The 15,319-nt window shown below is 74.5% G+C and carries 1 protein-coding gene; it reads right to left on the bottom strand.

The window, feature by feature from the left end:
• Nucleotides 1-14,525 (bottom strand): SDR family NAD(P)-dependent oxidoreductase (locus ACWDBE_RS18110; RefSeq protein WP_449808523.1); only part of this gene is annotated, 14,525 nt, incomplete at its 3' end.
• Between the last annotated feature and the right edge of the window lie 794 nt (nt 14,526-15,319).

Below are 15,319 nucleotides of genomic sequence, written 5' to 3'. Positions count from 1 at the left end.
TGCGCACCCTGCCCCGGGAACACGAACACCGAACGACCCGGCGAACCGGCGACCCCCGTGATGACGCGGGGGTCCGCGTCGGCGAGGGCGGCCAGTTCCGCCATGAGGTCGCTCCGGGTGCTGCCCACCAGGGCCGCCCGGTGCGCGAGCAGGGTGCGGGTGGTCGCGAGGGCCCGACCGATCGCGGCCGGCCGGAGTCCGGGGTGGGCGGTGACGTGGTCCGCGAGCCGCCGGGCCTGGGCGCGCAGGGCGTCGTCCGTCTTCCCGGACAGCAGCCACACGGTGGGCTCCGCGGAGTCGTCCGCGGCGGGCTGTCCGGCGGTTTCCTCCGGGAACTGTTCGATGACGACGTGCGCGTTGGTGCCGCTGGCCCCGAAGGCCGAGATGCCCGCGCGGCGGGGACGCCCCGTCTCCGGCCACGGCCGGGCCTCGGTCAGCAGCCGGATGTCACCGGTGTCCCACTCGACGTGCGGCGTGGGCTCCTGGACGTGCAGCGTCGGCGGCAGTTCGGCGTGCCTCATCGCCATGACCATCTTGATCACACCGGCCACACCGGCCGCCGCCTGGGTATGGCCGATGTTCGACTTCACCGACCCCAGCCACAACGGCTCCACCCGGTCCCGGCCGTACGTCGCCAACAGCGCCTGCGCCTCGATCGGGTCACCGAGCGTCGTCCCCGTGCCGTGGGCCTCCACCGCGTCCACCTCGGACGCCTCCAACCCGGCATTGGCCAGGGCCTGACGGATCACCCGCTCCTGGGAGAGGCCGTTGGGCGCGGTCAGCCCATTGGACGCCCCGTCCTGGTTGACCGCCGAGCCCCGGACGACCGCCAGTACCCGGTGGCCGTTACGGCGGGCGTCGGACAGGCGCTCCAGCAGCACCAACCCCGCACCCTCACCCCACGCCGTGCCGTCGGCCGTCGACGAGAAGGGCTTGCACCGGCCGTCGGGGGCCAGGGCACGCTGGCGGGAGAACTCCGTGAACTGCAGGGGGGTGACGCTCACGGTCACCCCGCCGGCCAGGGCGAGTGTGCACTCCCCCGAGCGCAGTGCCTGCGCGGCCAGGTGGATCGCCATCAGGGACGAGGAGCAGGCGGAGTCGACGGACACGGCCTGGCCCTGGAGGCCCAGCAGGTAGGAGACCCGGCCGGAGGTGATGCTCGGCGAGATGCCGGTGGCGAGGTAGCCCTCGGTGTCGGGCGGTGCCTGGTCGGGGCTGCCGACGTAGCCGGAGGACCAGATGCCGGTGAACACGCCCGTCCGGCTGCCCCGCAACGACGTCGGATCGATCCCCGCGTCCTCGAACGTCTCCCACGCGGTCTCCAGCAGCACCCGCTGCTGCGGATCCATCGCCAACGCCTCACGCGGCGAGATCCCGAAGAAGTCCGCATCGAACCCCGCCGCGTCCGCGAGGAAACCACCCGACCGCGTGTACGACGTCCCCGGGTGATCCGCATCCGGATGGAACAACCCCTCGACGTCCCACCCGCGGTCAGTCGGGAACGCCCCGATCGCGTCCACCCCACCCGACACCAGGCCCCACAACTCCTCCGGAGACCCCACCCCACCCGGATACCGGGCCCCCATGCCCACGATCACCACCGGATCAGCGGCATCACCCACTCCACCCACCGGCACCACCGGCACCACATCCGCACCCTCACCGGAGAGTTCTGCTGCGAGGTGGTCGGCGAGGTCGGCGGGGGTGGGGTGGTCGAAGACGAGGGTCGCGGGCAGCCGCAGGCCGGTGGCGCCGGCGAGGCGGTTGCGCAGTTCGACGGCGGTCAGGGAATCGAAGCCGAGGTCGCGGAAGGCGAGTCCGGGGGTGATCGCGGCGGCGTCGGAGTGGCCGAGGACGGTGGCGGTGTGGGCGGCGACCAGGGACAGCAGGTCCGACGCGGGCGCCTTGGGCGTCGGCAGGGTCTGCGGCATCGAGAGGTCGGCCGTGGTCAGCGCGGGACGTCCGGCAGCCAGCGCGGTGTCGAACATGGCCAGGGCGCGTTCGACGCTGATGGGGCGGATGCCCTTGCGGGCGAGGCGTTGGCGGTCGGCCGCGGTGAGGTGGGCGGTCATGCCGCTCTCCTGCTCCCAGTAGCCCCAGGCCATCGACACGGCGGGCAGTCCGAGGGTCTGCCGGTGTGCGGCGAACGCGTCGAGGTAGGAGTTCGCGGCCGCGTAGCCGGCCTGGCCGGCGTTGCCGAGTACACCCGCGGCCGCGGAGAACAGCACGAAGGCGGCGAGGTCGTGCTCGCGGGTCAGCTCGTGCAGGTGCCAGGCCCCGTCGACCTTGGGACGCAGCACCCGGTCGAGCTGCTCCGCGGTCAGCCGTTCCATGACGGTGTCGTCGAGCACGCCGGCCGCGTGGACGACGGCGGTGAGCGGATGCTCGGCCGGGATCGAGTCCAGGACGGCCGCCAGCGCGTCCCGGTCCGCGACGTCACAGGCCACGACCCGCACGTCGACGTCCCCTTGCGCCTCCGGGTGCGGCACCGCGCCGCCGCCGCGGCTGACGAGCAGCAGGTGCCGTACCCCGTAGCGGGACACCAGGTGGCGGGCGACGGCCTGGCCGAGGGTGCCGGTGCCGCCGGTGATCAGCACGGTGCCGTCGGGGTCGATCGGCTGGGGGACGGTGAGGACGATCTTGCCGGTGTGGCGGGCCTGGCTCATCAGCCGGAAGGAGTCGACGGCCTGGCGCAGGTCCGCGGCGGTGACCGGCAGCGGCTCCAGCGTCCCGTCGGCGACCATCGCCACGACCCTGGAGAGGATGTCGCCCTGCCGCGCGGGGTCGACGTCGTTGAGGTCGAAGGCCCGGTAGATCAGGCCCTCGGGTGAGCGGACGTCCGTCTTGCCCAGCTCGACGAACCGTCCGCCGTCGGCGAGCAGCCGCAGGGAGGCGTCGGTGAGTTCTCCCGCGAGCGAGTTGAGGACGACGTCCATGGCCGGGAACCGGTCGGCGAAGCGGGTGTCGCGGGACGAACCGATGTGGTCGTCCGCCAGTCCGAGGCGCCGCAGGGTGTCCCACTTGGCGGGGCTCGCGGTGGCGAAGACCTCCGCACCGCTGTTCAGGGCCAACCGGATGGCGGCCATGCCCACACCGCCCGCGCCGGAGTGGACCAGGACCCGGTCGCCGGGGCGCAGTTCGCCGAGGTCGAACAGCCCGTACCAGGCGGTGGTGAACGCGACGGGCACCGACGCCGCCTCGGTGAAGCTCCAGCCGTCGGGGATCGCCGTCAGGAGCCGGTGGTCGGCGACCGCGCGCGACCCGAAGGCGCCGGGCATCAGTCCCATGACGCGGTCGCCGGGCCGCCAGGCCGTGACGCCGGGGCCGACCTCGAGGACGGTGCCGGCCCCTTCGCCGCCCAACGGGGGCCGGTCCGGGTACATGCCGAGGGTGATGAGCACGTCGCGGAAGTTCAGGCCGGCCGCGCGTACGGCGACCCGTACCTGTCCGGGTTCCAGCGCGGCCTCCTGCCGGGGCAGCAGGGCCAGGTCGTCCAGTTGCCCGGTGCCGGACTCGCTCAGCCGGTACGCGCCGTCGGGGGCGGTCGGTTCCGGCGCGTACCTGGCCTGCCGCGGCACGAGGACGCCGTCGCGGCGCAGGGCCACTTCGGGTTCGTCGCCGGCTGTCATGGCGGCCCGGACCGCGTCCTCCTCGGAGGCGTCGCCCATGTCGACCAGGACGAACCGGCCGGGGTGCTCGGCGGCGGCGCTGCGGACCAGGCCGCGTACGGCCGCGCCGGCCACGCCGCGGGTCAGGACGGCCAGGCGTGCGGCCGCCCGCTCCGGCTGCTCGGCCAGGAAGTCCTGGACGAGCGCGCGGGCCCGCTGGACGAGGGCGTGCACGGAGTCCGCGTCGGCTTCCGCGGTGAGCACCGGGCTCGGCACCACCTCGGTCGGTGTGCTCGCGGTGAGGGGCACCCACTGGGTGTGCAGCACCGCGGCCCGGGCCTCGGCGGCCGGACGGACGGTCAGCGCGGTGATGTCCGCGACCGGCTCGCCGAACAGGTCGGTCAGTGTCGCGCGGTAGGTGTCGGTGCCCGTGCGGGCCAGGTGGACCCGGGCGGACGACACACCGGTGGTGTGTACGGCGACGCCGGAGAAGGAGAACGGCAGCCGGACCCGGGTGTCGGGGCTGAGCAGGATCAGCGGCTGGAGTGCGGCGTCCAGGAGCGCGGGGTGGATGCCGAAGCCGGCGCCGTCGGGGACGGACACCTCGGCGTACAGTTCGTCCTCGCCCTGCCACAACTCCCGCACGCCCCGGAACGCGGGTCCGTACTGGTATCCGAGTCCGGCGAGGAAGGCGTAGAACCCTTCGGGGTCCACGGGTTGGGCGTTCCTCGGGGGCCAGTCGAGGCGTCCGGCCGTCACCTGGCCGCCGAGGGTTCCGGACGCGTGGCGGATCCAGCCGTCGGCGCCCTTGGAGTGCACGGTGACCGGGCTGCGGCCCGCGTCGTCCGGGGCGCCGACCGAGATCTGGATGTCCGTGGGGGTGTCCGAGAGCGCGAGGGGCAGGTGCAGGACGAGGTCGTCGACGGTCCCGCCGGCCAGGGTGGCGAGTTCGAGGAAGGCGGTGCCCGGCAGCAGGACCGTGCCGTCGACGGCGTGGTCGGCCAGCCAGGGGTGGGTGCGGGTGGAGACGCGGCCGCTGTGCACGGTGCCCCCGTCGGGCAGCTCGACGGTGGTGCCCGCCAGCGGGTGCCCGGTGCCGTGGTCGCCGGCCGCGGGGGTGAGCCAGTAGGTGCTGCGCTGGAAGGCGTAGCCCGGCAGCCTGACGCCGTGCGGGCGGTCGTGCGGCCAGGTCACGGCGACGCCCTGGACGTGGAGGCGGGCCAGGGCGGTGTGGAATTCCCCGATGGCGCCCTGGTCGCGGCGCAGCGTGCCGGTCGCCACGCCGTCCAGGTCCTGCACCAGCACCGGGTGCGGGCTGACTTCCACGAACACCTCGTGGCCGTCGGCGGTGAGCCGGGCGGTGGCCAGGTCGAACCGTACGGGTTCGCGGAGGTTGCGGTACCAGTAGTCGACGTCGAGGGCGGAGGTGTCGACGGGTTCCGCGGTGACCGTGGAGTAGAAGGGAATCGCCGCGGGCCGGGGCCGGATGTCCGCGAGGTCGGTCAGCAGCTGCTCGCGGACCGTCTCGACCTGCGCCGAGTGCGCCGCGTAGTCGACGGGGATGGCGCGGGCACGGATGCCGTCCCCGGCGCAGGCTGCCAGCAGTTCGTCCAGCGCCCCGGGTTCGCCGGACACGACGACGGTCGAGGCGGAGTTGACCACCGCGACGGTGATCCGGTCGCCCCAGGGGGCCAGGTAGCCGGCGGCGTCGTCCGCGGACAGCGCGACCGAGACCATGCCGCCGTGTCCGGCCAGGGCGACCAGGGCCTTGCTGCGCAGGGCGACCGCCTTCGCGGCATCGTCCAAGGACAGCGCGCCGGCCACGTACGCCGCCGCGATCTCCCCCTGCGAATGCCCGACAACGGCGTCGGGCTCCACACCATGGGCACGCCACAGTTCGGCCAGCGCCACCATCACCGCGAACAGGGCGGGCTGCACCACATCCACCCGCTCCAGCGAGCCGTCACCGGTCAGCACTTCCACCAACGACCAGTCCGTGTACGGCGCCAACGCCGCGTCACACGCGTCGACCGCCTCCCGGAACACCGGCTCCGAGGCGTACAACTCCCCACCCATACCCACCCACTGCGCACCCTGCCCCGGGAACACGAACACCGAACGACCCAGCGGGCGGGCCGTCCCGCTGACCAGACCCGGCGCCGTACCGCCCCCGGCCAGGGCGTCCAGGGCGGCGGCGGTGCCCACCACCACGGCCCGGTGCTCGAACACGGTGCGGGCAGCCAGGGCGCCTCCGACCGCAGCCGGGCTCACCTCGGGACGCGCGGCGGTGAAGGCGCCCAGCCGGCGCGCCTGCTCCCGCAACGCCGCCTCGGACCTGGCCGACAGCGGCCAGAGGACCTGGTCGTCCGCGCGGCCCCGGGGAGAGGGTGCGGCGGGGTCGGCCTCGGCGGGCTGTTCGAGGATGCTCTGCTCGATGATGACGTGGGCGTTGGTGCCGCTGATGCCGAACGCGGAGACGGCGGCCCGCCGTGGCCGCCCGCTCTCGGGCCAGTCGACCGGTTCGGTGAGCAGGCGGACCGCGCCGGAGGCCCAGTCGACGTGCGGGGTGGGCGCGTCCACGTGGAGGGTCCGCGGCAGTCGGCCGTGCCGCATCGCCATGACCATCTTGATCAGGCCGGCCGCGCCGGCCGCCGCCTGGGTGTGGCCGATGTTGGACTTCACCGATCCCAGCCACAACGGCTCCGCCCGGTCCCGGCCGTAGGTCGCCAGGAGGGCCTGGGCCTCGATGGGGTCGCCGAGGGTGGTGCCGGTGCCGTGGGCCTCCACCGCGTCCACCTCGGACGCCTCCAACCCGGCATTGGCGAGGGCCTGACGGATCACCCGCTCCTGGGAGGGGCCGTTGGGCGCGGTCAGGCCGTTGGAGGCGCCGTCCTGGTTGGTGGCAGAGCCTCGGACGACCGCCAGCACCTCGTGGCCGTTGCGGCGGGCGTCCGACAGGCGTTCCAGCAGCAGCAGGCCGGCGCCCTCGGCCCAGCCCGCCCCGTCGGCCGCGGCGGCGAAGGACTTGCTGCGGCCGTCGGGCGCGCTCGCCCCCTGCCGGGACATCTCGGTGAACAGCGTGGGGGCCGCGTTGACGGTGACGCCGCCGGCCAGGGCGAAGGAGCACTCTCCCGAGCGCAGCGCCTGAGCGGCCAGGTGCAGGGCCACCAGGGACGACGAGCAGCCGGTGTCCAGGGACAGTGCCGGGCCGAGCAGGCCCAGCTGGTACGCCAGCCGGCCGGACCCCACGCTCGACGCGGTGCCGGTGACCTGGTAGCCCTCCAGGTCGTCGGGGACCGGCCCGGCGGCGTAGCCGGTGGACCAGATGCCGGTGAACACGCCGGTGGGTGTGCCCTCCAGCGTGGTCGGGTCGATCCCGGCGTACTCGATGGTCTCCCACGCGGTCTCCAGCAGGATCCGCTGCTGCGGGTCCATGGCGAGCGCCTCGCGGGGCGATATCCCGAAGAACGCCGCGTCGAAGTCGCCGGCGGCGTCGAGGAAGCCGCCCCGGGACGTGCTCGACGTGCGGGGGCGGCTTCCCGTCGGGTCGTACAGGCGGTCGATGTCCCAGCCCCGGTCGGCCGGGAAGTCGCCGATCGCGTCCACGCCGTCCGCGACCAGCCGCCACAGGTCCTCGGGGGTGCCGACGCCTCCGGGGAAGCGGCAGCCCATGCCGATGACCGCGATCGGCTCGTCCGTCGCGGCCGGGGCCGGGGCCCGCGGCGCGTCCTGCTCGCCGGACTCGCCGGACAGGTGGGCGGCCAGCCGTGCCGGGGTGGGGTGGTCGAAGACGAGGGTGGCGGGCAGTTTCACCCCGAGCGCGGCGGTCAGGCGGTTGCGCAGTTCCACCGAGGTCAGTGAGTCGAAGCCCAGGTCCTTGAACGCCTGCCGGGGGTCGAGCCGTTCGGGGGTGGCGTGTCCCAGCACCCCGGCGACGTGGGTGGTGATCAGCTCCAGCAGGTCGGTGCCGCCGGCGGGAGGCGCGGGTCGGGGGGCCTGCGGCCGGCTGTGGGCCTCGGGCAGGTCCCGCAGCAGCCGGCTCGGCCGCGCGTGGGTGTAGGCGCGGGCGAACTGTGCCCAGTCGGCCTCGGTGACGACCGCGAGGGCCTCGTCGTGGTCGAGGACGTCCTGCAGCGCGTCGAGTGCCCGGCCCGGGTCCAGTTCGCCGAGGCCGAGCAGGGTGCGCTGGCGCTGCACGGACTCCAGGGCCGCCATGCCGCCTTCGGCCCAGATGCCCCAGGCGACGGAGGTCGTGGCGCGGCCCTGGGCTCGGTGCTGTGCGGCCAGGGCGTCGAGGAAGGCGTTGCCGGCGGCGTAGGCCGCGCCGTGGCCGTCGCCCCACACGCCCGCGGTGGAGGAGAACAGGACGAAGGCGTCGAGGTCCGGCAGGAGTTCCGCCAGGTTCGCCGCCCCGGCGACCTTGGCCGTGACGACCTCGGCGAACTCCGCCGGTGTCGTGTCGGCCAGCCTGGTCGCCCTGATCACGCCGGCGGTGTGGAAGACCGCGCGGATGTCTCCGACGCGCTCGACGAGGTCCCGCAGGGCGTCCCGGTCGGCCACGTCGCACGCCGCCACGGTCACCCGCGCCCCGGCTGCCTCCAGTTCGTCGCGCAGGCCGGCCGCGCCGGGTGCGTCGGGGCCGCGGCGGGCGGCCAGCACGATGTGCTCCGCGCCCTGCCGCGCGAGGCGGCGGGCCACGTGTCCGCCGAGCGCGCCGGTGCCGCCGGTGACCAGCACCGTGCCCCGCGGCCGCCAGGGCCGCGCGGCCGGGCCCGATGGGGCCTTGCGGCGCAGCCGCTTGGCGAAGCGCCGGGTGCCGCGGATCGCCACCTGGTCCTCGCCGGTGCCGGCGAGCGCGACGAGCAGCGCGTTCACGCTCTCCTCGTCGGGCACGGCGGGAAGGTCGACCAGGCCGCCCCAGCCGTGCGGGAACTCCAGCGCCGCGGACGCGCCGGTGCCCCACGCCAGGGCCTGGGCCGGGCTGGTGACCGGGTCGGTGCCCGAGGTGCTCACGGCCCCGCTGGTCGCGCACCACAGCGGGACGGCCGCCGTCCTCACCGGATCCAGGGTGCGGACCAGATCCAGGGTGCGGACCAGGCCCGCCGGGAGCACCGGGTGGTCGGGGTGCGGCTCCTCGTCCAGCGCCAGCAGCGACAGCACACCGTCCGGGCCGGGCCTGGCGTCCCCGGTGTCGGCCGCGTCCCAGGTGTCGGCCACGGCGAAGCCCCGTTCGCGCAGGGCCTCGGCCCACGGGTGCCCGGTCGCGGCCAGGACGAGCCAGCGAGCAGGGTCCACCGGGGCCGCGGTACCGCTCACCGGTGTCCATGCCACCTCGTACCGCCAGTCGTCGCGGGGCACCGGCGGGGTCGCGGTCACCCAGTAGGGCTCGCGCTGGAACGCGTACGTGGGCAGGTCCGCCCTGGGTGCGGTGCGGGGCAGGAGCGGCGTCCAGTCGACGTCGGCTCCGGCGGCGTAGAGGCGTCCCGCCGCGGCGAGGAACTCGGTGAGGCCGCCGTGGTCGCGGCGCAGTGTTCCGGTGGCGGCGGCGTCCAGCGCGGGCACCAGCACCGGGTGCGGGCTGACCTCCAGGAACAGGTCGTGGCCGTCGGCGGTGAGCCGGTGGGTGGCCAGGTCGAACCGTACGGGTTCGCGGAGGTTGCGGTACCAGTAGTCGGCGTCGAGGGCGGAGGTGTCGACCGGCTCGCCGGTGACCGTGGAGTAGAACGGGATTGCCGCCGAGTGGGGCGTGATGTCGGCCAGTTCGGCGAGCAGTTGCTCGCGGATCGCCTCGACCTGGGCGGAGTGGGCGGCGTAGTTGACGGGCAGGCGGCGGGCGCGGATGCCGTCGGCCTCACAGGCGGCCAGCAGTTCGTCCAGCACGTCGAAGCCGCCGGACACCACGACCGCCGCGGGTCCGTTCACCACGGCGGTGGTCAGCCGCTCGCCCCAGCGGGCCAGAAAGCCGACGGCCTGTTCGACGGACAGCGCGAGGGACACCATGCCGCCCCGGTCGGCGATGGCGGCCAATGCCCTGGACCGTAGCGCCACGACCTTGGCGGCGTCCCGCAGCGACAGCGCGCCGGCGACGTACGCGGCGGCGATCTCCGCCTGGGAGTGGCCGACCACGGCGTCCGGCCGCACGCCGTGGGACCGCCACAGGTCGGCCAGCGCCACCATGACGGCGAACAGGGCCGGCTGCACCACGTCGACGCGGTCCAGCGAGCCGTGGCGCAGTTCGTCGACCAGCGACCAGTCGGTGTACGGGGCCAGGGCGGCGGCGCAGGCGTCGATGCCGGCGCGGAAGACCTCGGACTGCTCGTACAGGTCACGGCCCATGCCCGCCCACTGCGCCCCCTGTCCGGGGAAGACGAACACGGTCCCGCCAGTACGGGCCGGTAGGCCCGGCAGTCCCTGCGGGAGCGCGGCCAGGCCGGAGAGCAGGTCGTCCCGGTCGGCGCCGACCACCGCGGCCCGGTGCTCGAACCGGGTGCGGGCGGCCAGTGCGCGGCTGATCGCGGCGGCCGGGACGTCGGGGTGGGCGGTCGCGTACGCGTGCAGCCGCTCGGCCTGGGCGCGCAGCGCGGCGTCGCTCTTCGCGGACAGCAGCCAAACGGTGGGGGCGGCCTGGCCGGCGGGTTCGGCAAGGTGGCCGGGGTCGGGCTCGGAGGACTGCTCGATGATCAGGTGGGCGTTGGTGCCGCTGATGCCGAAGGCCGAGATGCCGGCGCGGCGCAGGCGCTCGTGCTCCGGCCACGGCCGGGCCTCGGTGAGCAGCCGGACGCCGCCGGAGGCCCAGTCGACGTGCGGGGAGGGGGCGTCCACGTGGAGGGTTCGCGGCAGTTCGCCGTGCCGCATCGCCATGACCATCTTGATCAGGCCCGCGATGCCGGCGGCGGCCTGGGTGTGGCCGATGTTGGACTTCACCGACCCCAGCCACAACGGCTCCACCCGGTCCTGACCGTAGGCGGCCAGCAGGGCGTGGGCCTCGATGGGGTCGCCCAGGGTGGTGCCGGTGCCGTGGGCCTCCACCGCGTCCACCTCGGACGCCTCCAACCCGGCATTGGCGAGGGCCTGACGGATCACCCGCTCCTGCGACGGACCGTTCGGCGCGGTCAGGCCGTTGGACGCCCCGTCCTGGTTGACCGCGCTTCCCGCGACGACCGCCAGCACCCGGTGGCCGTTGCGGCGGGCGTCCGACAGACGTTCCAGCAGCACCAGGCCGGCGCCCTCGGCCCAGCTGGTGCCGTCGGCCGCGGCGGCGAAGGGCTTGCTGCGGCCGTCCGCCGCGAGGCCGTGCTGGCGGGAGAACTCGGTGAAGCCCAGTGGTGTCGCCATGATCGTGACACCGCCGGCGAGCGCCAGCGAGCACTCGCCCGCGCGCAGGGCCTGGGCGGCCAGGTGGACGGCGACCAGGGACGACGAGCAGGCGGTGTCCACGGACAGCGCCGGACCGCGCAGTCCGAGGTGGTAGGCGACCCGGCCGGACGTGACGCTGGTCGCGACGCCGGTGAACAGGTAACCCTCCAGGTCCTCCGGCAGGCCCGGCCCGGTCGCGTAACCGGACGACCAGACGCCGGTGAACACGCCGGTGTGGCTGCCGCGCAGCGAGGCCGGGTCGATCCCGGCGTGCTCGAAGGTCTCCCAGGCCGTCTCCAGCACGAGCCGCTGCTGCGGGTCCATGGCGAGCGCCTCGCGGGGCGAGATGCCGAAGAACGGAGCGTCGAAGCCGGCCACCTCCTCCAGGAACCCGCCCCGGGTGATGTACGTGGTGCCGGCGCCGCGCAGTTCCGGGTCGTACAGGCCGCCCAGGTCCCAGCCGCGGTCGTCCGGGAAGTCGCCGATCGCGTCCACGCCCTCCGTGACGAGCCGCCACAGGTCGTCCGGCGAGGCCACCCCGCCGGGGAAGCGGCAGCCCATCCCCACGATGACGACCGGGTCGTCGTGGGCGGCCTGGGCGGCGGGGGCCGGCCGGCCGCCGGGGCCGGTGCGCAGCCAGTCGATCAGCTCCGCGGGCGTCGGGTGGTCGAAGACGAGACCGGAGGGAAGTCGCCGGTCGAGGGCGCCGGCCAGGCGGTTGCGCAGTTCGAGCCCGGTGACCGAGTCGAAGCCGAGGTCCTTGAAGGTGAGCGCGGGATCGATGTCCGCGGGGTTCTCGTGGCCCAGCACGAGCGCGATCTGCGCGGTGACCACGGCGGCCGTGTCGCCCGACTCGGGGTCGCCCGGGTCCGTGCCGCCCGCCCCGGTGTCGCGGGTCTCCGGGCTGCCGTCCGGCCGACCGGGCGCGGTGGTCCGCGCCGCGTGTGCCCCCGGTTCGGCCGGGGTCCGCCCGCTCTGCCCGGCCGGCGCGTCGGGCAGCCAGTACGAGCGCCGTTGGAAGGCGTACGTGGGCAGGTCGACCGGCGCGGCCTCGGCGACGGCCGGGGACCAGTCGACCGGCACGCCGGCCACGAACAGCCGGGACAGCGCGGTCAGGAAGGCGTCCGGCCCGCCCCGGTCACGGCCCAGCGTGCCGGTGGCGACGCCGGGCACGCCGGTCCGCTCGCGGGCCTGTTCCAGGCTCTGTTCGAGGGCGGGCAGCAGCACCGGGTGCGGGCTGACCTCGACCACGACGCCGTGCCCGTCCGCCAGCAGTGCGGCGGTGGCCAGGTCGAAGCGGACCGGCTCGCGCAGGTTGCGGTACCAGTAGCCGGCGTCGAGCTCCGTGGTGTCCTCGAGGAGGCCGCCGGTGACCGCGGAGTAGTACGGGATGCTGCCCTGCTGCGGCCGCACACCGTCCAGTTCGGTGTGCAGCCGCTCGCGGATCGCCTCGACGTGCGCGGAATGGGAGGAGTAGTCCACCGGGACGACGCGGGCGCGGACACCGTCCGCCGCGCAGGACTCGACCAGTTCGGACAGGGCCTGCGTGTCGCCGGACACGACGACCGAGCCGGTGGCGTTGACCACGGCGACCGTCAGCGCGCCGCCCCAGCGCGACACGTAGTCCTCGGCCCGCTCGGCGGACAGGGCCACGGACACCATGCCGCCCCGGCCGGTCAGCGCCACCAGCGCGCGGCTGCGCAGTGCCACGATCCGGGCCGCGTCGGACAGCGACAGCGCGCCCGCGACGTGTGCCGCGGCGATCTCGCCCTGCGAGTGCCCGACCACCGCGTCGGGCTCGACCCCGAAGGACCGCCACAGTGCCGCCAGGGACACCATCACCGCGAACAGGGCGGGCTGCACGACGTCCACGCGGTCGAGCGGGGCGCCGTCCAGGACATCGGCCAGGGACCAGTCGGTGTACGGGGCCAGGGCCTGGGCGCACTCGTCCATGGCGGCCCGGAAGACGGGGTACGCGGCGTACAGCTCCCGGCCCATGCCGACCCACTGCGCGCCCTGGCCTGGGAACACGAAGACGGTGCGGCCCGGGGTTCCGGCCCGGTCGGCGGCGACCTGGACGGAGTCGAGCAGGACCGCGCGGTGCGCGAAGCGGGTCCTGGTGGTGGCCAACGCGTGCGCGACCTCGGCGTCGGCCAGGTCCGGGTGGCTGCGCACGTGTTCGCGCAGGCGCCCGATCTGCGCTCGTAGCGCCTGCTTGGTCCGCGCCGTGACGATCCACGGCGCCGGCCGGGCCTCGGGGGCGGGCCGCCGGGCCGGCGGCGCGGCCGCGTCAGCCGCGTCGGGCGCCTGCTCGACGATCACGTGCGCGTTGGTGCCGCCCATGCCGAACGACGACACACCGGCGAGCAGGGGCGCGTCCGGCCGCGGCCAGGGGGTCAGAGCGGTCTGGACCCGCAGCGCCAGGGCGTCGAGGGGGATGCCGGGGTTGGGGGTTTCGTAGTTCAGGCTCGGCGGCAGTGCGCGGTGGTGCACGCTGAGGACGGCCTTGAGCAGACCGACGATGCCCGCGGCGCCTTCCAGGTGGCCGACGTTGGTCTTGGCGGATCCGACCCGCAGGGCGCTGTCGGCGTCGCCGGACTCGGCCGGGTCGCGGTAGGCCGCCGCGAGGGCGGCGGCCTCGATGGGGTCGCCGACGGCGGTGCCGGTGCCGTGCAGTTCCACGTACTGCACGTCCGCGGGACGCACGCCGGCGCGGGCCAGTGCTTCGCGGATGACCTGTTCCTGGGCCTGCGCGCTGGGCACGGTCAGGCTCCGGGTGGCGCCGTCGTTGTTGACCGCGCTGCCCCGGATGACGCCGTAGACCCGGTCCCCGTCGGCCAGGGCCCGGTCCAGCGGTTTCAGGACGAGGAAGGCGCCGCCCTCGCCGCGGACGAAGCCGTTGGCCCGGGCGTCGAAGGTGAAGCAGCGGTCGTCCGGGGACAGGCCGCCGAACTCCGCCGCTCCCTCCTCGCGGGCGGCGGTCAGGTTGAGGTTCACCCCGCCGGCCAGGGCGAGCGCCGACTCGCCGCGGCGCAGGCTCTCGACCGCCAGATGCACCGCGACCAGCGCCGACGACTGGGCCGTGTCGACCGTCATGCTCGGTCCGCGCACACCGAGGAAGTGCGAGACGCGGTTGGCGATGACGCCCCGGTTGGTGCCGGTCAGCGTGTGCGGCGTGATGTGGCCGGGGTAGGCCAGGGACGTGTAGTCCTCCCACATCGAGCCGACGAACACCCCCGTCGGGCCGCCCGTCAGCGTGCTCGGCACGATCCGGGCGTCCTCCAGGGCCTCCCAGGCGAGTTCGAGCATGAGGCGCTGCTGCGGGTCCATGCCGACGGCCTCACGGGGGGACACACCGAAGAACGCCGCGTCGAAGCCGTCCACCCGGTCCAGGTAACCGCCGTGCCGCACGCCCTGCCGGCCCACGGGCGGCGCGGTGATCGCGTCGGCCCCGTCGCACAGCAGTCGCCAGAAAGCCTCCGGATCCGGGGCTTTCGGCAACCTGCCCGCCATTCCGATGACAGCGACACGATCAGCGTCCGAATCCAGGGGGAAGCGCATCACATCGACACCTCGTGAGCCGGGGGATGAAGGAAGGCGGTGTTTCCGTAGCAGTCCCGATGGTGCGGCTCCGGCCGTGCGAGCGGCCGGATCATCGAGCACGCGGGCGGCCCGGCGACCGGGTGCTGTCCGAACCCGGACTCGCCCGCGCTTCGGGCTTGTGGATCAGTGGAGCGGTCCTCGAAAGCGACAGCGTCGGCGACGCGATTCGAGGAGATGCACTGGTGAACTGAGCGTAGGGGCCGAGGCGATGATCGTTCCGCCGCGCAGCTGAGCATGGCAGCAACACCACGCCCTCGCCACAGGCCGGGCGAAGGCTGTCTCGAAGGAGGCACATCACAACGTCATATGCCTGCACGAAAGAGGCACCGTGGCGAGATCCGTCCCGTGTCTTCTATGAAACGCGCCAGTTCTCACGCACGGCCCGTCGCAGTGTCAGCCGGCGAACCTGCCGGTGAACCCGCCGGCGCGGTCAGGAAGTTCGCCCACGCCCTGCACCGTCGCGCCCCGGCCGAATTCATGGGAACCCTCGACGCCGCCGGTGACAACGCCCTAGGATCCCGTTCGCACTCGCGCAGAAGAACGTCCTCGACCGTCATCCGGCCCCCGGGGAACCTCCGCACGACGATCACCACCGGGATCGGGCGAACCGGCCTCCGGCGCCGCCGACGGCTCCGGCCGAACCGTTCGCCCCCACCGACGTCGAGAGATCGCGAGGCGCCACCGCCCCCCGGCGGCACAGAACCCAGCGGCATAGAACCCAGCTGTCACCGATCCGTGCATCGATCCCGGCG

This window comes from Kitasatospora sp. NPDC001132 (assembly GCF_053598415.1).
The sequence above is the reverse complement of the archived record's forward strand: the minus strand, read 5'-3'. Positions and strand labels throughout refer to the sequence as shown.